Consider the following 25312-nt stretch of genomic DNA (forward strand, 5'->3'; position numbering starts at 1 on the left):
TGTCCCTCGACACCGTGACCAAGGAGCCCAGCATGTTTTCCCTCGACGGCAAGCGCGCGATCGTCACCGGCGGCGGAGCCGGGATCGGCCGCGCCACCGCACAGGTCCTCGCCGAACTCGGCGCCCGGGTGGTGGTCGCCGACATCGACACGGACGGCGGCGAGAGCGCCGCGAAGGACACCGACGGCGTCTTCGTCCGCTGCGACGTCTCCCGGCGCGAGGACTGCGAGGCCGTGGTGCGCACGGCCGAGGAACGGTTCGGCGGGGTGGACGTCCTCTTCAACAACGCGGGCATCATCCGTCGTTCCACGGTCTGCGAGATCACCGACGACGACTGGGACCTGGTGATGGCGGTGAACATCCGCTCGGTGATGCTGATGAGCCGGCTGGTGATACCGGGGATGGCGGCGCGGGGCGGCGGCTCCATCGTCAACACCGGCTCCGGATGGGGCATCCGGGGCGGCGGCCGGGCCGTCTCGTACTGCGCCTCCAAGGGTGCCGTCGTCAACATGACCCGGGCCATGGCCATCGACCACGGCCCCGACAACATCCGGGTCAACTGCGTCTGCCCCGGCGACACCGCGACGGGGATGCTCGCCGACGAGGCCCGCCAGCTCGGCGAGAGCGCCGACGCCTTCTACGCCGACGCCGCCGACCGGCCGCTCGGCCGGATCGGGCAGCCCCGCGACATCGCGCAGACCGTGGCGTTCCTGGCCTCCGACGCCTCGGCGTTCCTGAGCGGGGCGGTCATCCCCGTCGACGGCGCCGGTACCGCGTGACTTTCCGGTAGCGGATAATCGACCGGACCGAAGGGGAGGGCAGCCGCACATGCCAATCGAGAACCGCCCGCTGCGCGAACAGGTCAAGGAGGAACTGATCAGGCGCCTCGGGCGCGGCACGATCGCGACCAACTCACCGATCAACGAGGGGCAGCTCGCCACCGAGCTCGGTGTCAGCCGTACGCCGCTGCGCGAGGCGCTGATCACGCTGGAGCGCGAGGGCGTCATCACCAGCGAGCGCGGCAAGGGCTTCCGCTTCACGCCGCTCAGCGCGCAGGAGTTCCGCGACCTGTCCGCGATCGTCGCGACGCTGGAGGCCCTCGCCCTGGAGTCCAGCGATCCGGAGCATCTGGCGGCGGCGGCCCCCCGGCTGCTGGAGGAGGCCCGCGCCTTCTCGGCACCGCAGGCCCCGCACGACGTCATAGAGCGGTACGACGACGCCTGGCACGACCTCCTCCTGTCCGGCTGCACCAACGACCGGCTGATGAAGTTGATCACCTCCCTGAAGGTGACGATGCACCGCTACGAGCGGGTGGCCCTGGGCGACCAGGACATCCTGGAGCGCTCCGCGGAGGAGCACGAGCGGATCGCCGAGTGCCTGCAGCGCGGCGACCTGGAAGCGGCCGTCGCGGCGCTCAAGGAGAACTGGAACAGCGGGATGCACCGCATCCTGGAGCATCTGACGGACTGACCGGGGCGGCGTCCGCGGCGCCGCCCCGGAGTTCCCGGAACGGTGACGCCGAGAGCGGATCCGCGCCGGGTGAACACCACCGCGGTTCCCGGTGGATCCGCCCTACCGTCGCTCCCATGAGCCGAGGAAACGCATGGGTGCTGGGAGCGACGGGACAGATCGGACGGGTGGCCGTACGGGCGCTCGTCGAGGACGGCTGGGAGGTGACGGCCGCCTCGCTCGGCGGCGGCCGGGACGAACGGTGGGACGGGGCGGTGCGCACGGTCGCCCTGGACCGGGACGTGGACGGGGCGCTCGCGACGGCGCTGGGCGAGGGGTGCGACCTGCTGGTGGACATGGTGGCGTTCCACGGGGGCCATGCCCGTCAGCTGACCGGTCTCGCCGACCGGATCGGCTCGGCGGTGGTCGTCTCCAGCGGCGCGGTCTACGAGGACGACCGGGGCCGCAGCTTCGACACGCACGGCGAGCCGGACGGCGCGCCGCACTATCCGGTGCCGATCCCGGAGTCGCAGCGCACCCTGCCGCCGGGCGACGCCACGTACGGGAAGCGGAAGATCCAGCTGGAGCGCGCCTTGCTGGCGGCCGGCGAGAGCCTGCCGGTGACACTGCTGCGGGCCGGCGCGGTGCACGGCCCGCACTGCCGCTCCCCGCGTGAGCTGTACTTCGTGAAGCGGGTGCTGGACGGCCGGGAGTGGCGGGTGCTCGCCCTCGGCGGCAGGGCCCGGTTCCACCCGGTCCATGTCTCCAATCTGGCCGAGCTGATCCGGCTGGCGGCGCTGCGGCCCGGCTCGCGGGTGCTCAACGCCGGTGACCCGTACGCGCCGACGGTCGCGGAGATCGGCGAGGCCGTCGACGCGGTGCTGGGGCGCAGCACGGTGACGGTGCTGCGGGAGGGGATGCCGGAGGAGGGCTTCGTCGGCCTGACCCCGTGGAGCGGCGCGCACCCCATCGTGTACGACATGACGGCGGCCGGGCGCGAGTTGGGCTACCGGCCGGTCACGGACTATGCCGGCTCGCTACCCGAGACGGTCGAGTGGCTCGCGGCGCAACTGGCCGACCGGGACTGGCGGGACGCCTTCCCCGCCCTGCTGCACGCGTACGGGGAGAAGCTCTTCGACTACGCGGCGGAGGACGCCTGGCTGGCGGCGTACGACCGGGAGCACTGAGGGGCGGCGGCCGGAGCTTGCCCCGGGAGTGGTGTCGGCGCGGCGCCGTTCAGCGGCCCGGCTCGGGCCGCTCCCCGGGCTCGCGGTGCTCCGCCGCGATGCCGAAGCGCTGACGCTCGCCGGGAACGGACGGCGCCGACCCGACCGAGGAGATCGAGCTGATCACCTGCTCCCCGGCCGCTCCCGGCTCCTGCTCCAGTCGTTCCAGGTCGGCGGCCGAGACGAGCGCCACCAATGGCTTGCCGTGGCGGGTCACCACCACGCGCTCGCCGCCGTAGACGACTCGGTTGATCAGTTCGGCGAGCTCCGCCCGGGCTTGCGTCACCGGAATCTCATAGGCCATGCCCTCCAGCTTATGTAATGCCCGCCCGGTCCGGCGTGGTCCCGTGGCGGGGGTGACGATCCTGGTCGGAGGTGCCGGCTGCCGCCCGGGACGCGGGGCGGATTCGCACGGTGCGGTCTAGGTCGGGGCCGTTTCCCGGCGGCGCGGCCCGGCTCCGGACGCACGGCGTGCTCTTGCCGGTTGCGGTGGGTGAGGGGAGGGCGGTCGGTTCCGGTCACATTCGGCGGGTGAGCGGCCGTGCGGCCGGGGAGCGGTCCGGGATCCGTCCCCGCGCGCGGTGGCCCGGTCGGCACCGAGCGGGTGACCGCCCTGCCGTGGGTGTCGGGGATGGCCGGATAGAACGCAACAGCCGATCACCCTCGGTGATTTAGTTGTGTCAGGCTACTAATGCTGTGAGAAATGAGTCACGTGATTCCTCTTCCCCAAGGAGGTACGCATGACCGAGGCCGCGGACACGACGGTCCGACTTCCCGAACTCCCCAGCCCCCGGGCGGCGGGCTGCCCCTTCGACCCGCCGCCCGCGCTGCGGTCGCTCCAGGCCGACAGCCCCGTCACCCGGGTCCGGATCTGGGACGGCAGCAGCCCCTGGCTGATCACCCGGCACGATCATCTGCGCACGCTGCTCGGCGATCCGCGCGTCAGCTCCGACCCGGCGCTCCCGGGGTTCCCGCACCGCAACGCCGGGATGAGGGACCGGGACCAGCGGGACCCCACGTTCATCAACATGGACGATCCCGAACACGCCCGGCTGCGCCGCATGGTGACCGCCCCCTTCGCGGTCCGGCGGACGAACGCGCTGCGGCCGGCGATCCAGCGGATCGTCGACGACCTGATCGACGGGATGCTCGCCGGACCCAAACCCGTCGACCTGGTCGAGGCGTTCGCGCTTCCGGTGCCCAGCCTGGTCATCTGCGAGCTGCTGGGCGTTCCGTACGAGAAGCACGACTTCTTCAGCACCGCACCAAGGTCATCGTCCGGCGCACGTCGACGCCCGACGAGGTGCGGGAGGCGACCGAGGCGCTCACCGACTACCTCGACGGCCTCCTGGCCGCCAAGAGCACGGCACCCGGCGACGACCTCCTGTCCGAACTCGCCGTCAAACGTGTGGCCACCGGCGAGACGACTCGGCACGAGGCCGCGCGGATGGGCGTCCTGCTGTTGGGCGCGGGGCACGAGACGACGGCCAACATGATCGCGCTGGGCACCCTCGCCCTCCTGGAGAACCCGGACCAACTCGCCCTGCTGCGCGAGTCGGAGGATCCCGCGGTGGTCTCCGCGGCGGTCGAGGAACTGCTGCGCTACCTGAACATCACCCACTCCGGCCGCCGCAGGGTGGCGCTCGCGGACATCGAGGTGGACGGCTTCACCATCCGCGCGGGCGAGGGCATCGTCTTCGCCAACGACATCGCCAACCGCGACCCCGACGCCTTCCCCGACCCGGACCGTCTCGACCTCACCCGCGACGCCCGCCGCCACGTCGCCTTCGGGTTCGGCGTGCACCAGTGCCTGGGGCAGCCGCTGGCCCGCGTCGAGTTGCAGTGCGTCTACAGCACGCTCTACCGGCGCGTCCCCACGCTCCGGGCGGCCACCGGTATCGACCGGCTGGACTTCAAGCACGACGGCTTCGTCTACGGCGTCTACGCGCTGCCCGTCACCTGGTGAACGCCCCTCTCCCCCGAACGGAAACGAGAAGCCGATGCGTGTGGAAGTCGACCGGCCCAAGTGTGTCGCCTCCGGTCAGTGCGTTCTGCTGGCCCCCGATGTCTTCGACCAGGACGACGACGGCATCGTCGAACTGCTCACCGACACCCCCGGTCCCGCCCACCACGACGACGTCAGGGAATCGGCCGCCGTCTGCCCGGCCGCGGCGATCCGTCTGGTCGGGGCCTGACCGCCGGGCCTCCGCGCCGGACCGCCGTCGACCCGCCCGCCCCTTCGCCCCCGTCCCCTGTTCTCGCCCACCGACTCACCGGCGCCCTGTCCTTCGGCATGCCGCCCAGGGCACTGCGCCCCTGGCACGCAGCCCATCGCCGCCGGGAGTGACTGGCGGCCGACCACGGCGACGGCCCCGGCCGTGCGACCGCACATCTCCGTGAGGCACCAGGGGCGTTGACCGGCCCTCCCGGCCGGTCGACGCCCCTCGCCCGGGGTTTTCCGGCCAGGACCGGAAGCCCACGCAACGGCCGGATCGCCTCTCCACGCCTACCCGTTCGGCGGGTTCACGGCGTTCCCGCGCGCCTCGGCCACCTCGTGGAACCGGTCGTTGGGCAGGCCAGGTCGATGGCTGAATACCCCCTCCTTCTTCTGTACGTCCTGTACATTTTTCACGGAAGCCCGCCCAGGGCCCGGCCCGTACCGTTCCGGAAGAGAGGCGTCGCCATGCCGTTCCGCCCCGCAGCCCGCCATGTACTGCCCGAGTTCACCGAGCGCACGGCGGACGGTGTCCGCACCTTCGATCCGTACTCCAAGCTGCTCGCCGAGCGGATCGTCTTCCTCGGCACCCCGGTCGACGACGCCGCCGCCTCGGACCTGATCGCGCAGTTCATGTATCTGGAGCACGCGGCCCCCGACCGGCCCCTCTCGCTCTACATCAACTCCCCCGGCGGCTCGTTCGAGGCCATGTCCGCGATCTACGACACGATGCGGTACGTGGACTGCGAGGTGGAGACCTTCTGCCTCGGCCAGGCCGGCCCCTGCGCCTCCGTACTGCTCGCCGCCGGGACGCCCGGCCGTCGGCACGCGCTGCCCGGCGCCCGGGTGCTCGTGCGCCAGCCCGAACTTCCCGAGCCGATGCGGGGTCAGCCGTCCGACCTGGCCATCGAGGCGCGGGAGATGGAACGGCTGCACGCGCTCCTCGTCGACCTGCTGGCCCGGCACACCGGGCAGGACGCCGGGCGGATCGCCGAGGACATCGAGCGCGACCTGATCCTCGACGCGGCCGGGGCCCGGGCGTACGGCCTGGTGGACCATGTCCTGGAGAACCGGAACGCCGTCCGCGCACCGCACGGCGCGCGGTGACCGCCCGATGCGACCGCCGGAGCCCCGGCCGCTTCCCGCGCTGACCAGGGCCGAGGGGGAGTTCATCGACCGTTACCTCGATGTCGTCGACCAGGTCGGGCGGATCAACCCGGCCCGGGGCAGCGACACCTACGGCGCCCTGCGCGCCGCACAGGCGCTGGCCTCGCACGCGGTCGCACTGCGGGACGCCCTGACGCTGATGCACGAGCGCGGGGAGGCACACATCCACGCCGCGACACTCGCCCGGGCGCTGCGCGTCCTGGACGGCGAGCGCCGCGCCGGGCGCGTCACCGTGCCACCGGCTCCCACCGGTTGACCGGAGCGTACGCTCCGCCGTGGGCGGCGCGGCCCACCGCACCGCCCACGGCCCGCATCCCGTCCCAGGGGGGCGACACACCCGACACGGTGATCGAATTTCCTCGCTCGTTCGGCGTAGGAAGTCCCCTGCGCAAGAGACCGCTCGACTTGCGCGTTTCGCGTGGACCACGGCTGGAACCGGCGCTTCCGCCGCTGGTACCGCGCCGGTCCGATCGTCCGGCGACGGTCCGGAAGGACAGATGTCCACCCGAATGGATCAGCCGTGAGGAGCCTCACATATCCGTTTTTCAGCTCGGAAATCCACCGGCCCGTGGGTCAAGATCCCTGGGACGACAAGCCCCCGCCACCGCGGCGGGGCGGTCCGGGTGGACGCCGAGTCCTGCCGCCGTCCGGATGCCTGGTCGACGAAAGTGGATCGGCAGGAGTGGAGGACCCGAGCACAACGGGTCGGCCCGGGCACACCGGACGGCCCTCGGGGTGAAGCCGCACCACGCGGCCGGGCGACTTCGCAGGCCCGAACCCGACAGGTCACCCTTCACAGGCGGCTGACGAAGGGTTGCGCATGTCTGCGCAGGTTCATGTCCCGTCCTTGCTCGCCCGGGCCGGAACGGCCTCGGTCCTCACTCTCGCCGCCGTCGGCGGCACCATGTTCGCGCCGGGCGCCCCTACGGAGGCCCAGGCCGCGACCGTATCGATGAAGGCGCTCGACATCGCGGCGTCGAAGAAGGGCTCACCGTACCGTTGGGGCGCCGCGGGCCCCCACCGCTTCGACTGCTCGGGCCTGACGCTCTACGCGTTCAAGAAGGCGGGCAGGACGCTCCCCCGCACGGCCCAGCAGCAGTACAACCGGGCCAAGCACGTCCGGTCCTCGGACCGGCGCCGGGGCGACCTGGTCTTCTTCCACTCCGGCCGCAGCGTCTACCACGTCGGGATCTACGCCGGGGAGAACCGGATCTGGCACTCCCCGAAGGCCGGCGCCGTGGTGAGGCTGGAGAAGATCTGGAGCAGGAGCGTCTACTACGGCCGGGTCGGCTGAGCCCCGGCCGGCCCGCCACGCGGTCGCGGCCGCGTATCGCGTTCGGCGCCGGACCGTCCGGCGCGGCCCCCTACCTGATCGGCTCCGGCCCGTCCGGCCCGACGGAAGGGAGGGAGGCCGCGCGTTCCTCACCGGGCCGCGCGGCGTGTCCGTCGCACCCCGGCCGACGGACACGTACGGGGCGAGTGCGGTCAGCCGGCGGGCGCGGTGCGCAGGACGGTCGACACGGCGGTGGCGATCTCCTCCTCGGTCAGGTCGGCGCGCGCGGTCAGCCGGAGCCGGGACACCCCGTCCGGTACCGACGGGGGCCTGAAGCAGCCGACGGCGACCCCGGCGGCACGGCAGTCGGCCGCCCAGCGCACCGCCGCGTCCGCGGAGGGGGCGCGCACCGACACCACGGCCGCGTCGGGGCGTACGGCGGTCAGCCCGGCCCCGGTCAGCCGTTCGTGGAGCGTGGCGGCCACGGCGCGGGCCCGGCCGGCCCGTTCCGGTTCGCGGCGCAGCAGCCGCAGGCTCGCCAGGGCGGCGCCCGCCGCGGCCGGTGCGAGACCGGTGTCGAAGATGAACGTCCGGCCCGTGTTGACGAGGTGTTCGATGACGCGGGCCGGTCCGAGGACGGCCCCGCCCTGGCTGCCCAGGGACTTGGAGAGGGTCAGGGTGGTGACGGTCCCGGCGGTGCCCGCGAGCGAGGCGGCGGCCGGCGCACCCCGGCCGCCGGGCCCGAGCACGCCCAGGCCGTGTGCGTCGTCGATGAGCAGGGCGGCGTCCTCCGCGCGGCAGACCTCGGCCAGTTCGGGCAGCGGGGCCGCGTCGCCGTCGACCGAGAAGACGGAGTCCGTGACGGCGAGCGCCCGCCCGTCCCGTGTCCGCAGGGCCTTGCGTACGGCCTCGGGGTCGGCGTGCGGGACGACGGCGGTCCGGGCGCGGGAGAGCCGGCAGCCGTCCACGATCGAGGCATGGTTGCCCGCGTCGGAGACGATCAGCGAGCCGTGTCCGGTGAGCGCCGTGACGGCGGCGAGGTTGGCCGCGTAGCCGGACGACAGCACCAGGGCCGCCTCGAAGCCGCAGAACTCGGCCAGTTCCCGTTCGAGTTCGGCGTGGAGCGCGGTGGAGCCGGTGACCAGCCGTGAACCGGTCGCGCCCGCGCCCCATTCGTGTGCGGCGGCGGCCGCGGCCGCCGTGACGTCGGGGTGTCTGGCCAGCCCCAGGTAGTCGTTGCTCGCGAGGTCCAGGAGCCCTGAGGCGGCGGCCCGGGGGCGGAGGACACGGACGAGTCCGGCATCGGCACGACGGCGTGCCTCGGCGTCGATCCAGCCGAACGGGTCGAAGGGCATGAGCGGTCCCTTTTGTAGGCAGCTCACAGACCCTAACCGTGGGAACCGCCGGTCATGGTGTGGCAATACACACACCCTCGACAGGCACTGTTGTCCGGTTCCTCCTTGGCTGCGGGACGTCGGTAGGACAGGATCTTCGCCATGGACCTCCTGACCACACTGGTGGACAAGGGCCTGCGGCGTGAGCTGCCGACCCGTGAAGAAGCCCTCGCCGTGCTGGCGACCTCGGACGACGATCTGCTCGAAGTGGTGGCCGCGGCCGGGAAGGTGCGCCGCCAGTGGTTCGGGCGGCGCGTGAAACTCAACTACCTGGTCAACCTCAAGTCGGGGCTGTGCCCCGAGGACTGCTCGTACTGCTCGCAGCGGCTCGGCTCCAAGGCCGGGATCCTCAAGTACACCTGGCTGAAGCCGGACGAGGCGTCGAAGGTCGCCGCGGCCGGAGTGGCGGGCGGGGCCAAGCGGGTGTGCCTGGTCGCGAGCGGCCGCGGTCCCACGGACCGCGACGTCGACCGGGTCTCGGAGACCATCGAGGCGATCAAGGAGCAGAACGAGGGCGTCGAGGTGTGCGCCTGCCTGGGTCTGCTCTCCGACGGCCAGGCCGAGCGGCTGCGGTCGGCCGGCGCCGACGCGTACAACCACAACCTCAACACGTCCGAGGCGACGTACGGGGACATCACCAGCACCCACACCTACGCGGACCGGGTGGCGACGGTGCGTCAGGCCCAGTCCGCCGGGCTCTCGGCGTGTTCCGGGCTGATCGCGGGCATGGGAGAGAGCGACGCCGATCTGGTGGACGTCGTCTTCTCGCTGCGTGAGCTGGACCCGGACTCGGTGCCGGTGAACTTCCTGATCCCGTTCGAGGGGACGCCGCTGGCCAAGGAGTGGAACCTCACCCCGCAGCACTGCCTGCGCATCCTGGCCATGGTCCGGTTCGTCTGCCCGGACGTGGAGGTGCGGCTCTCCGGCGGGCGCGAGGTGCATCTGCGCTCGATGCAGCCGCTGGCCCTGCACCTGGTGAATTCGATCTTCCTGGGCGACTACCTGACCAGCGAGGGTCAGGCGGGCCAGACGGATCTGGACATGATCGCGGACGCGGGTTTCGAGGTGGAGGGCGCGGGCACGACGACGCTGCCCGCGCACCGGTCGGAGCAGGGCGGCGGATGCGGCTCGCACGCCGGCGGATGCGCCCCCTGCGGGGGGACGCCCGAGGCGGATCCGGCCGCCCCCACCGAGGTGCCGGCCGCCCGCACCGATCTGGTGGCGGTCCGCCGCCGCGGCGCGGGGACGGATCTCGCCCCCAATGCCTGAGCCGCTCTCCCCGGCCGAGCTGAGGTCCCTGGACCGGGCCCATGTCTGGCATCCGTACGGCCCGATGCCGGGGCGTCAGGATCCGCTGGTCGTGGCGTCCGCGTCCGGGGTACGGCTCAGACTGGCCGAACCTGCCCACGGACGGACCGAGTTGGTGGACGGCATGTCCTCCTGGTGGTCCGCGGTGCACGGCTACAACCACCCGGTCCTCAACGAGGCGGCCCGCGGGCAGCTGGACCGGATGAGCCATGTGATGTTCGGCGGGCTCACCCATGAGCCCGCCGTGCGGCTGGCCTCCCGGCTGGTCGAAATCACCCCGGAGCCGCTGCGGCACGTCTTCCTCTCCGACTCGGGGTCGGTCGCGGTCGAGGTCGCGGTCAAGATGTGCCTGCAGTACTGGCGTTCGGCCGGTCGGCCCGCCAAGCGACGGCTGCTGACCTGGCGCGGCGGCTATCACGGGGACACCTGGCAGCCGATGTCGGTCTGCGACCCCGAGGGCGGGATGCACGAGCTGTGGTCGGGCGTCCTGCCCCGTCAGGTCTTCGCCGACGAGCCGCCGGCCGGCTTCGACGCGGGGCCGGACGCCGCCTATGAGCGACGGCTGCGGGAACTGGTCGCCGAGCACGCCGAGGAGTTGGCGGCGGTGATCGTGGAGCCGGTGGTGCAGGGCGCGGGCGGAATGCGTTTCCACTCCCCCGCGTATCTGCGGGTGCTGCGCGAGGCGTGCGACGCGAACGACGTGCTGCTGGTGTTCGACGAGATCGCCACCGGGTTCGGCCGGACCGGAAAGCTGTTCGCCGCCGGGCACGCCGGTGTCTCGCCCGACGTGATGTGCGTGGGCAAGGCGCTGACCGGCGGCTATCTGACGATGGCGGCGACGCTGTGCACCTCCCGGGTGGCGGAGGGCATCTCGCGCGGCGAGGTGCCGGTGCTCGCGCACGGCCCGACGTTCATGGGCAATCCGCTCGCCGCCGCGGTGGCGTGCGCCTCGATCGATCTGCTGCTCGGCCAGGACTGGGAGCGCGAGGTGGAGCGCGTCGGGGCGGGGCTGCGGAAGGGGCTCGCCCCGGCGTCCGAACTGCCCGGAGTACGGGACGTACGGGTGCTGGGCGCGATCGGCGTCGTACAACTGGACCACGCGGTGGACATGGCGACCGCGACCCGGGCCGCGGTACGGGAAGGGGTGTGGCTGCGGCCGTTCCGCGACCTGATCTACACGATGCCGCCGTACGTGACGGACGACGAGGACGTGGCGCGGATCTGCCGGGCCGTGTGCGCGGCGGCGCGGGAGGGATGAGATGACGATCCTGGTGGTGACCGGTACGGGCACCGAGATCGGCAAGACGATCGTGACGGCGGCCGTGGCGGCGGCCCACGCGGGCCGCCGCGTCGCGGTGCTCAAACCGGCGCAGACCGGCCTCGCCCCCGGCGAGCCGGGCGACGCCGCCGAGGTGGCGCGGCTGGCCGGGGACCACGTCACGGCGGTCGAGCTGGCCCGCTTCCCCGAGCCCCTGGCCCCGGCGACCGCCGCCCGCAGGTCCGGACTCCCGCCGGTACGGCCGGACGATGTCGCCGACGCGGCACGGAAGCTGGCGACCGAGCACGACCTGGTGCTGGTCGAGGGTGCGGGCGGGCTGCTCGTCCGGTTCGACGACGAGGGCTCGACCCTCGCCGACGCCGCACGGCTGCTGGCCGCCCCGGTGCTGGTCGTGGTGGCCGCGGGGCTGGGCACGCTCAACACCGCGGCGCTGACCTCGGAGGCCCTGCGGTCCCGGGGGCTGGAGTGCCGGGGGGTCGTGGTGGGCAGCATGCCCGCCGAGCCGGACCTCGCGGCGCGCTGCAATCTGACGGATCTGCCGGTGGTGACGGGCGCCCCGCTGCTGGGTGCGGTACCGGCCGGTGCGGGCGCGTTGGAGCCGGCCGCCTTCCGCAGGCGGGCCCGGGGCTGGCTCACGGCGGAGCTGGGCGGGGACCGCTGACCTCGGCGCGCGGGGCCGTGCGGGCCGCCCCTCCGCATCACGCGGACGCGGCCCACACGGCCCGTGCGGCTCCCTTCCGGGTCACAGACTCCACTGGCGGAGTTCGTCGGCGATGGCCCGTACGTCGGCCTTGCCCTCCTTCACCAGCCTGGCCAGGTCGCGGACCTGCTCGGGCGAGGTGATGACCTTGAGGCCGGAGGCCACGAGATATCCGTAGGCGACGGCCGAGGAGAACATCGCGTTGGAGTGTTCGAGCGCGGGGACGTGCAGCAGCAGTTGGAGGAGCGAGGCGGCCCGGGAGTGCGGGTCGCTGTACACGGGGCTGCCGAAGATCTCGGCCTCGTGACGGGCCACTGCCGCCACCAGCGCGCCCCAGTCGACGACCTGCGGATCGCCGGGGGTCTTGTGCTCGGCCACCATGAGCAGCCAGGCGAGGTCGATCTTCAGGTTCAACGCTTGCCTTCGCGCTCCGGGCCGAACTCCTCGGCGAACACCGACCCGTACTGCTTCATGAAATCGGCCGCCGCCTCGACGAAGGTGTGTCCCACCTCGCCGGCGTCCTGACGCACGAGCTCCTCTATATAGCGGTTCACGCTCATCCCCCTCTGCAGCGCGCGCTGCCGCGCGGCCTCGGCGGTGGCCTCGTCCACTCTCACGTTCAGCTGAGTCTTGGGCACCCCACCACGCTAGCGCCGGGGCGCTAGCACCGACAAGAGAAGGCCCCGGGTGCTCCGTACACGGGTCGGGGGGACGGGGATCCGGGTCCGGGAACGCCCCGCGGATGTGATGCCACCCATAGGGGCCAGATCACATACGAAGAGGGGTAGTAGGTGTCGGAGCCGCAGACGCGCGAGATAAACAGCCTTAAATGCACCATTTCCGACATTGCTCCGTATTGGGGTAGTACGTCACATCGTTGCCCCCTGGACGGACCGCCGCTAACCATGGTTGTCATCACGGGGAGCCACGAACGACCCGGACGCGACACCACCGGACCCGCCACCCCGTCCCGCATCCCGCGGGCCCCGCCCCACCGCCGACACCGGCACCCGGGCGGCCTCGTCCCACCCCACAGGAGTTACTTCCGCATGACCGCTCGCACCCTGACCAGCACCGGCCGCATCCGTAACCTGGCCATCACCGCCCTCACCACCACCGCCGCCGCGGCCGCCGCCCTCACCCTGGTCCCCTCCTCCGCACACGCCGCGGAGGTCAAGCAGACCGCCGCCGCGGTCACCGCCGGTGACACCGGGCAGACCGGCAATGCCTACGCGAACAACCTGGACGGCTGGATCAAGGAGTCCCTGGACATCATGAAGTCCAAGGGCATCCCCGGCACCTACGAGGGCCTGCACCGCAACATCATGCGTGAGTCCAGCGGCAACCCCAACGCCGAGAACGGCTGGGACGTCAACGCCCAGAACGGCACCCCCTCCAAGGGCCTGCTGCAGGTCATCCAGCCGACCTTCAACGCCTACCACGTCGCCGGCACGGCCCACAGCCTCACCGACCCGGTGGCCAACATCACCGCCGCCGCCAACTACGCCGCCGCCCGCTACGGCTCCATCGACAACGTCAACTCGGCGTACTGATCGGGCCGTACGTACCGGCACCCGCCACCGCGCAGCGTCCGCACCACGGCGGACCGTCCACAGCGCGAAACACGCTCGCCCGGCCGATCCCACTCTGCTTGGCTCGGCCCATGAGCGATCTCCACATCCGCCACGCCGACCTCGGTGACATCGACGCCGTACTGGACTTCTGGCGCGAAGCCGCTGAGGGAACGAGCATCAGCGACGACCACGACGGGGTGACCCGGCTCATCGGCCGGGACCCCGAGGCCCTGCTCCTCGCGGAGCGCGACGGGCGGCTCGTGGGAACCGTCATAGCGGGCTTCGACGGCTGGCGGTGCTCGGCCTACCGACTGGCCGTACACCCCGACCACCGCCGCGAGGGCATCGGCACCGCCCTGACCCGGGCAGCGGAACAACGCTTCCTCGCCCTCGGCGGACGACGCGTCGACGCCATGGTCCTGGAAGCCAACGAACGCGCGCATCGCGCGTGGGGCGCGAACGGCTACCACCGCGAGGACCGCTGGCGGCGCTGGGTCAAGCCACTCACCGGCTGAACACCCCCGGACCGCTGCCGCCGCACCGGCGACCACCGGCCGCGACAGCGCCGAACCGGGCGGCCCACCGGAACGATCAGCCGACTTTGCCGATCCTTTACTATGGTTGTTCCACTGTCCGCATCCTTCCGAAAGGTGTGAGCGTCCGCCCATGGGCGAGCCTCCCAGTCGACACGACCGGTACCGAGCGATCCTTCTCCCCCTGCCCGATCATGGGACGGAGGTGAACCGATGACCGAAGTGCTCCTGCTGCTCGTGGCCGTACTGCTCTCCCTGGCCTGCGGCGCCTTCGTCGCGGCCGAGTTCTCGCTGACGACCGTCGAGCGGGGCCAGCTGGAACGGGCCGTGGAGCGCGGCGAACGGGGCGCCGTCGGCGCCATGAAGGCCGTACGCAGCCTCACCTTCCAGCTCTCCGGCGCACAGCTCGGCATCACCGTCACCAACCTCGTGGTCGGCATGCTCTCCGAGCCGTCCATCGCCAAGCTCATCCGCGGCCCGGTGGAGGCGGTCGGCCTCTCCCCGAGCGTGGCCTCGTCGGTCGCTCTCGTCCTGGGCACGGCGCTGTCCACCGTGTTCCTGATGATCGTGGGCGAGCTCGTCCCGAAGAACTGGGCGATCTCCTCCCCCCTCGCCGTGGCGAAGGCCGTGGCCACCCCGCAGCGGATCTTCACCGCGGTCTTCCGTCCCTTCATCAGCCACCTCAACAACACCGCCAACCGGATCCTGCGCCGTATGGGCCTGGAGCCGGCCGAGGAGCTGGCCTCCGCGCGCAGCCCGCAGGAGCTGGCGGCACTGGCCCGGCACAGCGCGAAGGAGGGCGCGCTGGAGGCGGACACGGCGGAGCTGTTCGTCCGCACCCTGAACCTCTCGGAGCTGACGGCGGAGAACGTGATGACGCCCCGGGTCCAGGTCACCGCCCTGGAGGCGGAGGCCACCGCCGAGGACGTCGCGAACGCGACCCGGGCGACGGGCCTGTCCCGTTTCCCCGTGTACCTCGGCAATCTGGACACCGTCGTCGGAGTGGCGCACATCAAGGACGTGCTCGCGATCCCCGCCGAGCAGCGTCCCCGTATCCGTGTCTCGGAGATGCTCCGCGCCCCCCTGCTCGTACCGGAGACCCTCACCGTGGACCGGCTCCTGGACCGGCTGTCCGGCCAGCTCGCCATGGCCGTCGTCATCGACGAGTACGGCGGAACCGCCGGGGTCGTGACACTGGAGGACATAGTCGAGGAGGTCGTCGGCGAGGTGCGCGACGAACACGATCCGCACGAGACCGCGGACCTCGTACCGGCGGGCGAGGACACCGACGGACGGCCCCTGTGGTCGGCCGACGGCGCCGCCCGCGTCGACCAGCTGAAGACGATCGGACTGCGGGTGCCGGACGGACCGTACGAGACGCTCGCCGGACTCGTCGCCACCGAGGTCGGCCGGATCCCCGCCGTGGGTGACACCGTGGAGCTGGCGGGATGGCGGATCGACGTGGTCGACGCGTCCGGGCGCCGTGCCGCGCGCGCCCTGCTGCACGCGCCGCTCCCCGGTGACGACGAGCGGACGGAGGACGCACGATGATCGCCGTCCAACTTCTCATCGGGCTGCTGACTCTGGTCGTCAACGCCTTCTTCGTCGGGGCGGAGTTCGCCCTGATCTCCGTACGCCGCAGCCAGATCGAACCCGCCGCCGAGGCCGGGAACCGGCGTGCGCGCAGCGTGATCTGGGGCCTCGAGCACGTATCGGCGCTGCTCGCGGCGGCACAGCTCGGCATCACGCTCTGCACGCTCGTCCTCGGTATCGTCGCCGAGCCCGCCATCGCGCATCTGCTGGAGCCCGTCTTCCACGCGGTGGGGATGCCGGACGGACTGATCCATCCCATCTCGTTCGTGATCGCGCTGACCGTGGCGACATATCTGCACATGCTCCTCGGTGAGATGGTGCCGAAGAACATCGCGCTCGCCGAACCGGTCCGCGCCGCACTGCTGCTCGGACCGCCGCTCGTGGCCCTGGCCAAGGCGCTGCGGCCGGTGATCTTCGCGATCAACGCCTTCGCCAACACCCTGCTCAAGCTCCTCCGGGTCGAGACGAAGAACGAGGTGTCCGCCACGTTCTCCGACGACGAACTGGCCCGGCTGGTGACCGACGCGGGCGATGCCGGGCTCGTCGACGACCGCTCGGCCGAGCGGCTGCGCCACGCCCTCGAACTGGGCAGCCGTCCGGTGCGGGAGGTGGCGATGCCGGTGGACCGGGTCACGTACGCCAGGATCGGGACCACTCCCGAGCAGTTGGAGCGGCTCTCGTACGAGACCGGCTTCTCCCGCTTCCCCGTGATGGACGGGGAAGGGCGGATACTCGGCTATCTCCATGTGAAGGACGCCCTCGACGCCGCACCTCGCGACGTGCCCTTCCCGGTGACCGCGATGCGGCCCATCGCCCGGGTCCGGGCGGACACACCGCTCGACGACGCCCTGACCGCGCTGCGGCGCAGCCGTACGCACCTGGCGGCGGTGCTCGACGAGGACGGCCGGCCGGCCGGGATGGTCACCATGGAGGATGTCCTGCGCGAGCTGGTGGGGCGCCCGAAGGCCGCCTGACGAAGGAGCGGGGCCCGCTGACGGAGTACGGGGCGCGGCCCGGACACGGGTCCGGCCGCGCCCTTCGTCCCTCGGGCGGCCACGGGCCCCGGAGGGGGCCGGCCCACCGCGATACCATCGCTCCGCCATGGAAACGAATGCCTCCTACACCAGTCTTGTCGCGGTCGGCGACTCGTTCACCGAGGGCATGTCGGACCTGTTGCCCGACGGGTCGTACCGCGGATGGGCCGATGTACTCGCCGGACGGCTCGCCGCCCGCACACCGGGGTTCCGCTACGCGAATCTCGCGGTGCGCGGCAAGCTGATCGGCCAGATCGTCGACGAACAGGTCGACGCGGCCGCGGCCATGCACGCCGATGTCGTCACGCTCGTCGGCGGGCTCAACGACACGCTGCGCCCCAAGTGCGACATGGGGATGGTCCGCGGACGTCTCGAGGAAGCGGTGGAACGGCTCGCGCCCTCGTGCGGGACGCTGGTGCTCATGCGGAGCCCGGGGCGCGCAGGCCCGGTGCTGGAGCGGTTCCGTCCGCGGATGGAGGAGCTCTTCTCCCTGGTCGACGACTTGGCGGCCCGGCACGGGGCGGTGGTCGTCGACCTGTACGGGGCACCGGTACTGGGCGACCCCCGGCTGTGGGACGTCGACCGGCTCCATCTGACGGCCGACGGTCACGACCGGGTGGCCGAGGCGGTCTGGCAGACGCTCGGGCTGCCGCCCCGGAACGACTGGCGGACGCCGCTGCCGCCCTCCGTGCCGCCCGCATGGGCTGCCCGGCGGGTCGAGGACGCCCGCTTCGCCCGTGAGCACCTCCTCCCGTGGATCGGACGTCGGCTGACCGGCCGGTCCTCCGGGGACGGGCGTACGGGCGCCCAGTACAGCTCCGAGCTGGGCGGGGCGTTCTGGGTCACCCCCGGGAACGACCGGCCCCCCGGCCCGGTCGCGACCTGGCACCGGGTCGACCCGGCCCCGCCCGCGTAACGACTCGTGCCCGGGAGCGGCCGCCCGGTGTCCGGCGCGGCCTCGCCACAAAAGATCCGTGCGACGTACCGTCTCCCTCCACCTCGCCCACGCCGGGGCGAGCCGACGGATCATGGTCCCCACCGGCCGGGACCGCCGAACCCGGACCACCTCCGAGCCCGTCACCGGCTGTGCCACCACCATCACCGGCCGGAACGGACGGACACCGCTTCGTGGCCGACGCGGGCGTGGCAGGCCCTTCGAGGACGGCCGAGGAGTGGCCCTCGGCGCGGTGGTCAGATCACGGTCCCGCATCGGTTCGGCTCCCTGGATCGAGGGACTTCTTCTCGGGCCCGGCCGTACCGGAACCATCGGACCGGGGTCATGCGCCTTACGCGGGTGCCGCCCAAAGGGTGCGAGGCGGTCGCCCAGCCTCTCCGACCTGCGTCTTGCGAGTTGGGTAGGTGACCAAGAAGGTCCGTGGGCGCTCAGGAGCCGCTGAGGGCGGCGGGTAAACTCCCGACACGTGACTGCTGTGTCTGCGAAGCCTCGCATCCCCAATGTCCTGGCCGGCCGCTATGCCTCCACGGAGCTGGCCGTTCTCTGGTCCCCCGAGCAGAAGGTGAAGCTGGAGCGCCAGCTGTGGCTGGCGGTACTGCGCGCTCAGAAGGACCTCGGGATCGAGGTGCCGGACGACGCGCTGGCCGACTACGAGCGGGTCCTCGACCAGGTCGATCTCGCCTCGATCGCCGAACGGGAGAAGGTCACCCGGCACGACGTCAAGGCCCGGATCGAGGAGTTCAACGCCCTCGCCGGCCATGAGCAGGTCCACAAGGGCATGACCTCTCGGGACCTCACCGAGAACGTCGAACAGCTCCAGATCAGGCTCTCCCTCGAACTGATGCGGGACCGTACGGTGGCGGTCCTGGCCAGGCTCGGGAAGCTGGCGGGCGAGTACCGCGAACTGGTCATGGCCGGTCGCTCCCACAACGTCGCCGCTCAGGCGACCACCCTCGGCAAGCGCTTCGCGACCGCCGCCGACGAGCTCCTGGTGGCGTACGGACGCCTGGAGGACCTGCTGACCCGCTACCCGCTGCGGGGAATCAAGGGCCCCGTGGGCACGGCGCAGGACATGCTGGACCTGCTGGGCGGTGACGCCGGAAAGCTCGCCGACCTGGAACAGCGCATCGCGGCGCACCTCGGATTCTCCCAGGCCTTCACCTCGGTCGGCCAGGTCTACCCCCGTTCCCTCGACTACGACGTGGTGACCGCGCTGGTCCAGCTGGCCGCCGCTCCTTCCTCGGTCGCCAAGACAATCCGGCTGATGGCCGGACACGAGCTGGTGACCGAGGGCTTCAAGCCGGGCCAGGTCGGCTCGTCGGCGATGCCGCACAAGATGAACACCCGGTCCTGCGAGCGCGTCAACGGCCTCATGGTGATCCTCCGCGGCTATGCGTCGATGACCGGCGAACTGGCCGGCGACCAGTGGAACGAGGGCGACGTGTCCTGCTCCGTGGTCCGCCGGGTGGCCCTTCCGGACGCTTTCTTCGCCTTCGACGGTCTGGTGGAGACGTTCCTGACGGTGCTCGACGAGTTCGGTGCGTTTCCTGCCGTCGTCGCCCGTGAGCTGGACCGTTACCTTCCGTTCCTTGCCACGACCAAGGTCCTCATGGGCGCGGTGCGTGCGGGTGTCGGCCGCGAGGTCGCCCACGAAGCGATCAAGGAGAACGCGGTCGCCTCGGCCCTGGCCATGCGCGAGCAGGGTGCCGAGCGCAACGAGCTGCTCGACAAGCTGGCCGCCGACGAGCGCATCCCTCTGGACAGGGAACAGCTCGACGCGCTGATGGCCGACAAGCTCTCCTTCACCGGTGCGGCCGGTGATCAGGTCGGTTCGGTGGTCTCTCGCATCGAGGAGATCGTCAAGCAGCACCCCGAGGCCGCCGCGTACGCCCCGGGCTCCATCCTCTGACGGCCTCGGCCTTCCTGCCGGATGACGCCCGAAGAGCTCCAGGCCGCCCGTGACCGCACCGTTCCCGACGTGGTCACGGGCGGGCTTCGTGTACTGTTCTGCGGAATCAATCCCAGCCTCATGACGGGGGCGACGGGCCACCACTTCGCCCACCCCGGCAACCGCTTCTGGCCTGTTCTCCATCGGTCCGGCTTCACCCCTCACCAGTTGGATCCAGCTGAGCAGAACGAACTGCTGCGCTACGGTCTCGGCATCACCAATGTGGTCGCCCGGGCCACCGCTCGTGCGGACGAACTGTCCGCCGAGGAGTACCGGGAGGGCGGGCAGATCCTCCGGGCCAAGGTCGAGACCCTGCGGCCGCAGTGGCTGGCGATCGTGGGCGTCACGGCCTACCGCACAGCCTTCGGCAGGCGCACCGCGCGGATCGGTCCGCAGGACCACACGATTGGCGGCGCGCAGGTCTGGGCCCTGCCCAACCCCAGCGGGCTCAACGCCCACTGGACCGTTCAATCGATGGCGGAGGAGTACGGCCGTCTCCTCGCCCGCGTCGACGAGGCCACCGCCTTCACCCCCGAAGCTCCCTGACATGTCTGTCGGCGATCCCTCGGATTCCGCCTCTCTTCCCTCGGGGATCAGTCATTGGCTCCGTCCCATGGATCCCGCTCCTCGCACCTGGCCCCGGAGGGCTTCATTCGTCGTGGGGCGGCGCAGGCCCCACAGTTGAGGGGAACTACGCGTCCCTGCGTCGTACCGCCCACCAGCCGGCCAGCACGGCGGCCAGCGCCCACGCCGCCGTCACCGCGAGCCCGCTCCATGGCCCGAGACTTCCCTGCGGGGTCTGGTGGAGCACCAGCTGGCCCGCGCGGTCCGGCAGATAGTCCGCGGCACCGGCCGCGACATCACCGATGACGAACGGCACGATGAGCACGAACGGGATGAGCAGGCCGAGGACGGTCACCGCGCTGCGCAGCAACGCGGTGAGACCGGCCGCGAACAGTGCCATCAGAGCCAGGTAGATCCCTCCCCCGAACGCTGCCCGCAGTGCGCCCGGATCTCCCAGGCCGATCGCGTACTCACCCATGAACAGCTGACCCACCAGGAAGGTGGTGAAGCTCGTGACCAGGCCGACGGCACCCGCCGCCGCTCCGACGACCGCGACCTTCGCGGTGTAGAAGAGGTTTCTGTGCGGTACGGCGGCGAGCGATATCCGCAGCGCGCCATTGAGGAATTCGCAGGACAGCGCGGTCGCTCCGAAACTGATGGCGGCGAGCTGGCCGAAGTTCAGCGCGTAGAAGGCACCGAAGACGGGGTCGGCCCCCGCGTTGTCCGCCTCCGCCTGGCCGACGGTCGGGAAGACCAGCAAGGTGACGGCGAGCGTCACGGCCAGGACCGCTATCAATGACCCCGATGTGGACCGGAGCGATCTCACCTTGATCCACTCGGAGCGCAGCACTGCTGTGGTCGACATGTTCAGGCCTCCTGCTGAGGGTCGGATCGGATCGGCGCGGACGCGAATTCCGCGGTGCTGGTGGTGAGGTCGAGATATGCCTGTTCCAATGTGGTTCGCTCGTCCGCGAGTTCCAGAACCGGAATACCTGCGGCAGCGGCTATCGCCCCTATCTCTTCCGCTTTCACCCCTTCGATGGTCAAACGGCCGTCGTCGCCCTGCGTCGGGGTGTGGCCCCTGCGAGCCAGAAGGTCGCGCAGCCGTGTCGGCTCGGTCGTTCGCACGCGGGTCCTGGGACTGCTGCGGGATTCCAGGAACTCCTGCATGGGCAGGTCCGCCAGCAGCCGCCCCTGGCCGAGAATCACCAGGTGGTCGGCGAACGACGAGGTCTCGTTCATCAAGTGGCTCGACACCAGGACGGTGCGCCCTTCACGGGCCAAGCGCTTCATGAGCTCGCGGATCCAGATGATGCCTTCCGGGTCGAGACCGTTCGACGGCTCGTCCAGCATCACTATCTCCGGGTCTCCCAGCAGGGCGGCCGCGATGCCCAGCCGCTGACGCATTCCGAGCGAGAAGGTCTTGATGCGGGCGCCGCCGACCTGTGCGAGGCCGGCCTCCTCCAGCACCTCCTCCACTCTCCGGGCACCGATCCGGTTACTGACCGCGAGTGCCGAAAGGTGATTCCGTGCGGTGCGCGAGCCGTGGGCGGCCTGGGCGTCGAGCAGGGCGCCTACCCGACGCAGAGGTTCGGTGAGCTCGGCATACCGTCGGCCGCCGATCGTCGCACTGCCCCGGGTGGGCCTGTCGAGACCGAGAACGAGTCGCATGGTCGTGGACTTGCCGGCCCCGTTGGGACCGAGGAATCCCGTGATGCGCCCCGGGCGCACACTGAACGTGAGGTCGTCCACGGCACGTTTGTTTCCGTACAGTTTGGTGAGGGTCTGGACGTCGATGCTGGTCATGTCCTCAGCCTCGCGCCGGTGCCCCGTTGCTCGCCTCACTCGCGCGTGGGGTTCTCCTCCCTCTCGCGGGGGAGCCGCTGCGACCCGGCGGACTGGCACGATGACCGCATGTTCCACCTCCTGCGACCGCTCGCCTCGTCCGTCACCTACACCCGATGGCTTCATCTGCTCATCCCGGGTGCGGGCTACAGCGTGTGGATCTTCATCTCGCCGGACTCGCCGTGGGTGCCGGTCCTCTTCGCGATACCGGTCGGGTTGTTGCCCGGGATGCGGCTCGCCGAGGGAGTGCAGGCGCAGTTGCTGCTCGTTCCGGAGGACCGTGGCAGACCCGATCCCTCCGTATCCGCGACCTCGGCGTCCACCTGGGGCGACCGCTGGCGAACGGTGCTGTGGTTGGAGGCGCGCCTGATACTCGCGGCTCCGGTCTGGTACGTCACGGTGTGGCTGTCGGCGACCGCGGTGGACCTGTTTCTCGCTTCGCTCGGAAAGAACCCGAGCGACGACTGGCTCGCCCGGGGGTGGGAGTCTCACTGGTGGCTCGGCCTGCTCGCGCCGCTCTCCCTTCTCCTGCTGTTTCCCGTCGTTGTGCTGAGCGGCCATCTGATCACCGCGATCGCCCGGTGGCTTCTCGGTCCCTCACCGACGCAGCGGCTGACGGAGCTGGAGGAGCGCACGGAGCAGTTGCTGGAGCGCAATCGCATCGCACGCGAGTTGCACGACTCGATCGGCCACGCGCTGACGGTGGCGGTGGTGCAGGCCGGAGCGGCTCGTGCGGCACGGGATCCGGCGTTCACCGAGCGCGCCCTCGCCGCGATCGAGGAGACCGGCCGGGACGCGCTCGACGATCTGGAGCGGGTCCTACGGATCCTGCGGGAGCCGGAGGCGCCGGTGGGGCAGAGACCGACGCTCGCGGAATCGGACCGGCTCCTGGAATCCGCGCGCGGCTCGGGGGCTGAGGTCGACGCGGACGTGTCCGGTCCTCTGGGGCAGGTTCCTGGTGCGGTCTCCCGCGAGGGGTACCGCATTCTTCAGGAGGCGCTCACCAATGTGCTGAGGCACTCGGGAGCCGTCCCCGTCCGTGTACGAATCGCCGTCGCCGAGGGGCGCCTGGAGTTGGAGATCACCAATCCGCTCACGGACTCTTCCGTAGCCCCGGGCGGCGGAAGCGGGCTGCGTGGTATCCGGGAACGGGCGGCGCTGCTCGGCGGAAGAGCCGTGGCGGGCCCGCACGAGAAGGAATGGCGGGTCCACGTGGTCCTTCCGTTGGACGGAGTGCGGATCACTCCGCCGTCCCCGAGCGCCCGCAGGAACCGTCTGGACAGCCCTTAGGCTGTGCCAATGGCGGTCAGCGTACTTCTGGTAGACGACGAGCCCCTCGTCCGCGCGGGGTTGCGCGCGATTCTCGATGCTCAGCCCGATATCGAGGTCGTGGGCGAGGCCGGTGACGGAGCCGCTGTGATCCCGCTGGTGCGTCAGTTGCGTCCCGATGTGGTGGCCATGGATGTCAGGATGCCACTGATGGACGGGATCGAAGCCACCCGCACGATGCTGCGGACGGTGCCGGACCCGCCGAAGATCCTGGTGGTGACGACCTTCGAGAACGACGAGTACGTCTATGAGGCGTTGCGGGCCGGTGCGGACGGCTTCCTGATCAAGCGGGCCCGGCCGACCGAGATCGTGAACGCGGTGCGCCTGGTCGCCGAGGGCGAGTCCCTGCTCTTCCCCGCGGCGGTCCGGCAACTGGCCACCGAGTACGGGAGCAGCAAGGCGCGCGCCGCCATGGAGCGGGCGGCTCTCACCGAGCGGGAATCCGCGGTGCTCCGGCTGATGGCCCGTGGCCTGTCGAACGCCGAGATCGCCGCCGGGCTCGTGGTCGGTGTCGAGACGGTGAAGACCCATGTCAGTTCCGTACTGGCCAAGTTGGGCGCGCGGGACCGGACCCAGGCGGTGATCGCGGCGTACGAATCCGGGTTCGTCGCCCCGGGCTGAGGTAGCCGCCCCGAAGGCCGTCGCGTCCCGTGGTCGCCCGGCGCCCGGGTAGCGAGTACCATCCGCCTGACATTCGCTTGAGCTGGGAGGACACACTGTGGGCCGGCTGACCGGCGGAGATCCGTCACTGTTGCGACGCATCAATTCCGCAGTGGTGCTGCACGCGCTGCGTGGAGCCGACTCCCCCACTCTGACGGACCTGACCAGGATCACCGGCCTGTCCCGGCCCACGGTCGAGGGAGTCGTGGAGGGGCTCTTCGAGGCAGGGCTGGTCGTCGAGTCGCTGCCCGACGGCGGCGAGGCCCGACGTCAGGGACGACCGGCGCGCCGGTTCCGGTTCCGTGCCGAGGCCGGCCATCTGCTCGGTGTCGAGATCGGTCCGCACCGTGTCTCGGCGCTGCTCTCGGGGCTGGACGGCCGGATCATCGGTGCGGGCGCCCGTGAGGTGTCGGAGACTGCCTCCGCCGACGACCGGCTCGACAAGGTCAGGGCCGTGGTGGCCGACGTGCTGCGGCGAACGGGGGTGGCCCGCAGCAGTCTGCGGGCGGTGGGCGTGGGCAGCCCCGGCATCGTGGAGGCGGACGGGACGGTGCGGCTGGGCACCGCGCTGCCGGGCTGGACGGGGCTGGCGCTGGGAGAGCGGCTGAGACGTTCCTTCCGCTGCCCCGTCCTGGTGGAGAACGACGCCAACGCGGCGGCGGTCGCGGAGCACTGGAAGGGTGTGGCCACCGAGTCCGACGACGTCGTGTTCGTCCTGGCGGGGCTGAGCCCCGGGGCCGGATCGTTGATCGGCGGACGGCTGCATCGCGGTTTCGGCGGTGCGGCGGGCGAGATCGGAGCACTGCATCTGCTCGGGCGGGAGGCGACTCCGGAGCGGCTGCTGTCCACGACGGACACTCCGCTGGACCCGTTGGACGAGCCGGCCGTGGCCCATGTGTTCGCGCAGGCCCGGCAAGGAGACGACCGGGCCCGGGCGGCGGTCGAGCGGTTCATCCAGCGGCTGGTGCACGATGTCGCCGCCTTGGTCCTGGCGCTGGATCCCGAGCTCGTCGTGGTGGGCGGCTGGGCCACCGGCCTCGACGACCTGCTCGATCCCCTCCGCAGTGAGCTGGCCCGCTACTGTCTCCGGCCGCCACGGGTCGCCTTGTCGATGCTCGGTGAGGCGGCCGTGGCCACCGGCGCGCTGCGGCTGGCTCTCGACCATGTGGAGGAGCAGTTGTTCGCGGTGGAGGGAACGGTGACGGCCCGCCGCTGAGGGCGACGGGCCGTCACTGTTCCGGCCGCTCCTGCCGTATGTCCGGAGCG

At 71.4% G+C, this 25312-nt stretch carries 26 protein-coding genes, 1 pseudogene and 1 riboswitch; of the genes and pseudogenes, 21 read left to right on the plus strand and 6 right to left on the minus strand.

The window, feature by feature from the left end; translation table 11 throughout:
• The first annotated feature begins 32 nt into the window (after positions 1-32).
• The 3 genes from ACWC97_RS20015 (at position 33) to ACWC97_RS20025 (ending at position 2636) form a co-directional block, all read left to right on the plus strand.
• Positions 33-779 (plus strand): SDR family NAD(P)-dependent oxidoreductase, encoded by a 747-nt coding sequence (locus ACWC97_RS20015; protein ID WP_352274349.1) that lies wholly within the window; start codon positions 33-35, stop codon positions 777-779.
• 49 nt (positions 780-828) lie between these two features.
• Entirely contained in the window at positions 829-1470 is a 642-nt protein-coding gene (locus ACWC97_RS20020; RefSeq protein WP_385213797.1) for a GntR family transcriptional regulator, read from the plus strand.
• Between the two features lie 116 nt (positions 1471-1586).
• Positions 1587-2636 (plus strand): NAD-dependent epimerase/dehydratase family protein, encoded by a 1050-nt coding sequence (locus ACWC97_RS20025; RefSeq protein WP_450650635.1) that lies wholly within the window; start codon positions 1587-1589, stop codon positions 2634-2636.
• A 49-nt stretch (positions 2637-2685) separates the two neighbouring features.
• Here the strand turns inward: ACWC97_RS20025 and ACWC97_RS20030 are convergent, their stop codons facing one another.
• Positions 2686-2979 (minus strand): type II toxin-antitoxin system Phd/YefM family antitoxin, encoded by a 294-nt coding sequence (locus ACWC97_RS20030; protein ID WP_352274347.1) that lies wholly within the window; start codon positions 2977-2979, stop codon positions 2686-2688.
• A gap of 436 nt (positions 2980-3415) precedes the next feature.
• Here ACWC97_RS20030 and ACWC97_RS20035 point away from each other — a divergent pair.
• The 5 genes and pseudogenes from ACWC97_RS20035 (at position 3416) to ACWC97_RS20055 (ending at position 7351) form a co-directional block, all read left to right on the plus strand.
• A pseudogene (locus tag ACWC97_RS20035) lies at positions 3416-4641 on the plus strand (cytochrome P450).
• A 34-nt stretch (positions 4642-4675) separates the two neighbouring features.
• Positions 4676-4870, plus strand: coding sequence for a ferredoxin (locus tag ACWC97_RS20040; RefSeq protein ID WP_450650637.1), 195 nt, complete (start codon positions 4676-4678; stop codon positions 4868-4870).
• A 488-nt stretch (positions 4871-5358) separates the two neighbouring features.
• Positions 5359-5997, plus strand: coding sequence for an ATP-dependent Clp protease proteolytic subunit (locus ACWC97_RS20045; RefSeq protein ID WP_385213812.1), 639 nt, complete (start codon positions 5359-5361; stop codon positions 5995-5997).
• 7 nt (positions 5998-6004) lie between these two features.
• Positions 6005-6313, plus strand: a complete 309-nt coding sequence (locus ACWC97_RS20050) for a hypothetical protein (protein WP_352274343.1) — start codon at positions 6005-6007, stop codon at positions 6311-6313.
• Positions 6314-6707: 394 nt separating this feature from the next.
• A riboswitch (cyclic di-AMP (ydaO/yuaA leader) is annotated at positions 6708-6874 on the plus strand.
• A gap of 3 nt (positions 6875-6877) precedes the next feature.
• The gene (locus ACWC97_RS20055; RefSeq protein WP_385213815.1) at positions 6878-7351 is read left to right on the plus strand and encodes a C40 family peptidase; all 474 of its coding nucleotides are present in this window, start codon (positions 6878-6880) and stop codon (positions 7349-7351) included.
• A 191-nt stretch (positions 7352-7542) separates the two neighbouring features.
• Here the strand turns inward: ACWC97_RS20055 and ACWC97_RS20060 are convergent, their stop codons facing one another.
• Positions 7543-8685, minus strand: a complete 1143-nt coding sequence (locus ACWC97_RS20060; protein ID WP_450650640.1) for an 8-amino-7-oxononanoate synthase — start codon at positions 8683-8685, stop codon at positions 7543-7545.
• Positions 8686-8826: 141 nt separating this feature from the next.
• On the opposite strand from ACWC97_RS20060, the gene bioB reads away from it, so the two are divergent.
• The 3 genes from bioB to bioD are packed head-to-tail and all read left to right on the plus strand — an operon-like array spanning position 8827 to position 11972.
• Positions 8827-9993 carry a biotin synthase BioB gene (gene bioB, locus ACWC97_RS20065; protein ID WP_450650642.1) on the plus strand — a complete coding sequence of 389 codons (1167 nt, stop codon included), beginning with the start codon at positions 8827-8829 and terminating at the stop codon, positions 9991-9993.
• On the plus strand, positions 9986-11290 hold the full coding sequence (locus ACWC97_RS20070; protein ID WP_450650643.1) for an adenosylmethionine--8-amino-7-oxononanoate transaminase: 1305 nt from the start codon (positions 9986-9988) through the stop codon (positions 11288-11290). Before bioB ends, ACWC97_RS20070 begins: the two co-directional genes overlap by 8 nt.
• A 1-nt stretch (position 11291) precedes the next feature.
• Positions 11292-11972 carry a dethiobiotin synthase gene (gene bioD / locus ACWC97_RS20075; protein WP_450650645.1) on the plus strand — a complete coding sequence of 227 codons (681 nt, stop codon included), beginning with the start codon at positions 11292-11294 and terminating at the stop codon, positions 11970-11972.
• Positions 11973-12053: 81 nt separating this feature from the next.
• Here bioD and ACWC97_RS20080 read toward each other — a convergent pair whose 3' ends face one another.
• Both ACWC97_RS20080 and ACWC97_RS20085 read right to left on the minus strand, forming a co-directional pair.
• Positions 12054-12425: a fic family toxin-antitoxin system, toxin component gene (locus ACWC97_RS20080; RefSeq protein ID WP_352274337.1), complete on the minus strand. Its 372-nt coding sequence runs from the start codon at positions 12423-12425 to the stop codon at positions 12054-12056.
• On the minus strand, positions 12422-12649 hold the full coding sequence (locus ACWC97_RS20085) for an antitoxin (RefSeq protein ID WP_352274336.1): 228 nt from the start codon (positions 12647-12649) through the stop codon (positions 12422-12424). The genes ACWC97_RS20080 and ACWC97_RS20085 overlap by 4 nt, the downstream gene beginning before the upstream one ends.
• A gap of 411 nt (positions 12650-13060) precedes the next feature.
• On the opposite strand from ACWC97_RS20085, the gene ACWC97_RS20090 reads away from it, so the two are divergent.
• The 7 genes from ACWC97_RS20090 to mug all read left to right on the plus strand — a co-directional run bounded on the left by ACWC97_RS20090 (position 13061) and on the right by mug (position 20194).
• Positions 13061-13564, plus strand: a complete 504-nt coding sequence (locus ACWC97_RS20090; RefSeq protein ID WP_385213830.1) for a transglycosylase SLT domain-containing protein — start codon at positions 13061-13063, stop codon at positions 13562-13564.
• 110 nt (positions 13565-13674) lie between these two features.
• Positions 13675-14100 (plus strand): GNAT family N-acetyltransferase, encoded by a 426-nt coding sequence (locus ACWC97_RS20095; protein WP_450650648.1) that lies wholly within the window; start codon positions 13675-13677, stop codon positions 14098-14100.
• A gap of 231 nt (positions 14101-14331) precedes the next feature.
• Complete coding sequence (locus tag ACWC97_RS20100) at positions 14332-15669, plus strand: hemolysin family protein (RefSeq protein WP_450650650.1); 1338 nt, start codon at positions 14332-14334, stop codon at positions 15667-15669.
• Positions 15666-16685 (plus strand): hemolysin family protein, encoded by a 1020-nt coding sequence (locus ACWC97_RS20105; protein WP_352274332.1) that lies wholly within the window; start codon positions 15666-15668, stop codon positions 16683-16685. The genes ACWC97_RS20100 and ACWC97_RS20105 overlap by 4 nt, the downstream gene beginning before the upstream one ends.
• A gap of 127 nt (positions 16686-16812) precedes the next feature.
• Positions 16813-17661 carry an SGNH/GDSL hydrolase family protein gene (locus ACWC97_RS20110; RefSeq protein ID WP_450650651.1) on the plus strand — a complete coding sequence of 283 codons (849 nt, stop codon included), beginning with the start codon at positions 16813-16815 and terminating at the stop codon, positions 17659-17661.
• A 505-nt stretch (positions 17662-18166) separates the two neighbouring features.
• Entirely contained in the window at positions 18167-19609 is a 1443-nt protein-coding gene (purB, locus tag ACWC97_RS20115) for an adenylosuccinate lyase (RefSeq protein ID WP_352274330.1), read from the plus strand.
• Between the two features lie 21 nt (positions 19610-19630).
• Entirely contained in the window at positions 19631-20194 is a 564-nt protein-coding gene (mug, locus tag ACWC97_RS20120) for a G/U mismatch-specific DNA glycosylase (protein WP_352274329.1), read from the plus strand.
• Positions 20195-20339: 145 nt separating this feature from the next.
• On the opposite strand, the gene ACWC97_RS20125 is transcribed toward mug, so the two are convergent.
• Positions 20340-21077: an ABC transporter permease gene (locus ACWC97_RS20125; RefSeq protein ID WP_450650653.1), complete on the minus strand. Its 738-nt coding sequence runs from the start codon at positions 21075-21077 to the stop codon at positions 20340-20342.
• Between the two features lie 2 nt (positions 21078-21079).
• On the minus strand, positions 21080-22018 hold the full coding sequence (locus ACWC97_RS20130; protein WP_450650655.1) for an ABC transporter ATP-binding protein: 939 nt from the start codon (positions 22016-22018) through the stop codon (positions 21080-21082).
• A 108-nt stretch (positions 22019-22126) separates the two neighbouring features.
• Between ACWC97_RS20130 and ACWC97_RS20135 the strand changes: the two genes are divergently transcribed.
• The 3 genes from ACWC97_RS20135 (at position 22127) to ACWC97_RS20145 (ending at position 25262) form a co-directional block, all read left to right on the plus strand.
• Entirely contained in the window at positions 22127-23347 is a 1221-nt protein-coding gene (locus ACWC97_RS20135; protein ID WP_450650657.1) for a sensor histidine kinase, read from the plus strand.
• Positions 23348-23356: 9 nt separating this feature from the next.
• The gene (locus ACWC97_RS20140) at positions 23357-24007 is read left to right on the plus strand and encodes a response regulator transcription factor (protein WP_352274325.1); all 651 of its coding nucleotides are present in this window, start codon (positions 23357-23359) and stop codon (positions 24005-24007) included.
• A gap of 97 nt (positions 24008-24104) precedes the next feature.
• Positions 24105-25262: an ROK family protein gene (locus ACWC97_RS20145; RefSeq protein ID WP_352274324.1), complete on the plus strand. Its 1158-nt coding sequence runs from the start codon at positions 24105-24107 to the stop codon at positions 25260-25262.
• Positions 25263-25312 lie beyond the last annotated feature (50 nt).

The organism is Streptomyces sp. NPDC001108 (genome assembly GCF_053598535.1).

Bases quoted from the DNA above. Each gene is read 5' to 3' on its own strand.
- mug (WP_352274329.1), top strand. From the start codon at position 19,631: ATGACGCCCGAAGAGCTCCAGGCCGCCCGTGACCGCACCGTTCCCGAC.
- ACWC97_RS20125 (WP_450650653.1), bottom strand. From the start codon at position 21,077: ATGTCGACCACAGCAGTGCTGCGCTCCGAGTGGATCAAGGTGAGATCG.
- bioB (WP_450650642.1), top strand. From the start codon at position 8,827: ATGGACCTCCTGACCACACTGGTGGACAAGGGCCTGCGGCGTGAGCTG.
- ACWC97_RS20015 (WP_352274349.1), top strand. From the start codon at position 33: ATGTTTTCCCTCGACGGCAAGCGCGCGATCGTCACCGGCGGCGGAGCC.
- ACWC97_RS20135 (WP_450650657.1), top strand. From the start codon at position 22,127: ATGTTCCACCTCCTGCGACCGCTCGCCTCGTCCGTCACCTACACCCGA.
- ACWC97_RS20045 (WP_385213812.1), top strand. From the start codon at position 5,359: ATGCCGTTCCGCCCCGCAGCCCGCCATGTACTGCCCGAGTTCACCGAG.
- ACWC97_RS20100 (WP_450650650.1), top strand. From the start codon at position 14,332: ATGACCGAAGTGCTCCTGCTGCTCGTGGCCGTACTGCTCTCCCTGGCC.
- ACWC97_RS20050 (WP_352274343.1), top strand. From the start codon at position 6,005: ATGCGACCGCCGGAGCCCCGGCCGCTTCCCGCGCTGACCAGGGCCGAG.
- ACWC97_RS20090 (WP_385213830.1), top strand. From the start codon at position 13,061: ATGACCGCTCGCACCCTGACCAGCACCGGCCGCATCCGTAACCTGGCC.
- ACWC97_RS20055 (WP_385213815.1), top strand. From the start codon at position 6,878: ATGTCTGCGCAGGTTCATGTCCCGTCCTTGCTCGCCCGGGCCGGAACG.
- ACWC97_RS20140 (WP_352274325.1), top strand. From the start codon at position 23,357: ATGGCGGTCAGCGTACTTCTGGTAGACGACGAGCCCCTCGTCCGCGCG.
- ACWC97_RS20070 (WP_450650643.1), top strand. From the start codon at position 9,986: ATGCCTGAGCCGCTCTCCCCGGCCGAGCTGAGGTCCCTGGACCGGGCC.
- ACWC97_RS20040 (WP_450650637.1), top strand. From the start codon at position 4,676: ATGCGTGTGGAAGTCGACCGGCCCAAGTGTGTCGCCTCCGGTCAGTGC.
- ACWC97_RS20105 (WP_352274332.1), top strand. From the start codon at position 15,666: ATGATCGCCGTCCAACTTCTCATCGGGCTGCTGACTCTGGTCGTCAAC.
- ACWC97_RS20060 (WP_450650640.1), bottom strand. From the start codon at position 8,685: ATGCCCTTCGACCCGTTCGGCTGGATCGACGCCGAGGCACGCCGTCGT.
- ACWC97_RS20110 (WP_450650651.1), top strand. From the start codon at position 16,813: ATGGAAACGAATGCCTCCTACACCAGTCTTGTCGCGGTCGGCGACTCG.
- ACWC97_RS20020 (WP_385213797.1), top strand. From the start codon at position 829: ATGCCAATCGAGAACCGCCCGCTGCGCGAACAGGTCAAGGAGGAACTG.
- ACWC97_RS20030 (WP_352274347.1), bottom strand. From the start codon at position 2,979: ATGGCCTATGAGATTCCGGTGACGCAAGCCCGGGCGGAGCTCGCCGAA.
- ACWC97_RS20025 (WP_450650635.1), top strand. From the start codon at position 1,587: ATGAGCCGAGGAAACGCATGGGTGCTGGGAGCGACGGGACAGATCGGA.
- ACWC97_RS20130 (WP_450650655.1), bottom strand. From the start codon at position 22,018: ATGACCAGCATCGACGTCCAGACCCTCACCAAACTGTACGGAAACAAA.
- bioD (WP_450650645.1), top strand. From the start codon at position 11,292: ATGACGATCCTGGTGGTGACCGGTACGGGCACCGAGATCGGCAAGACG.
- ACWC97_RS20095 (WP_450650648.1), top strand. From the start codon at position 13,675: ATGAGCGATCTCCACATCCGCCACGCCGACCTCGGTGACATCGACGCC.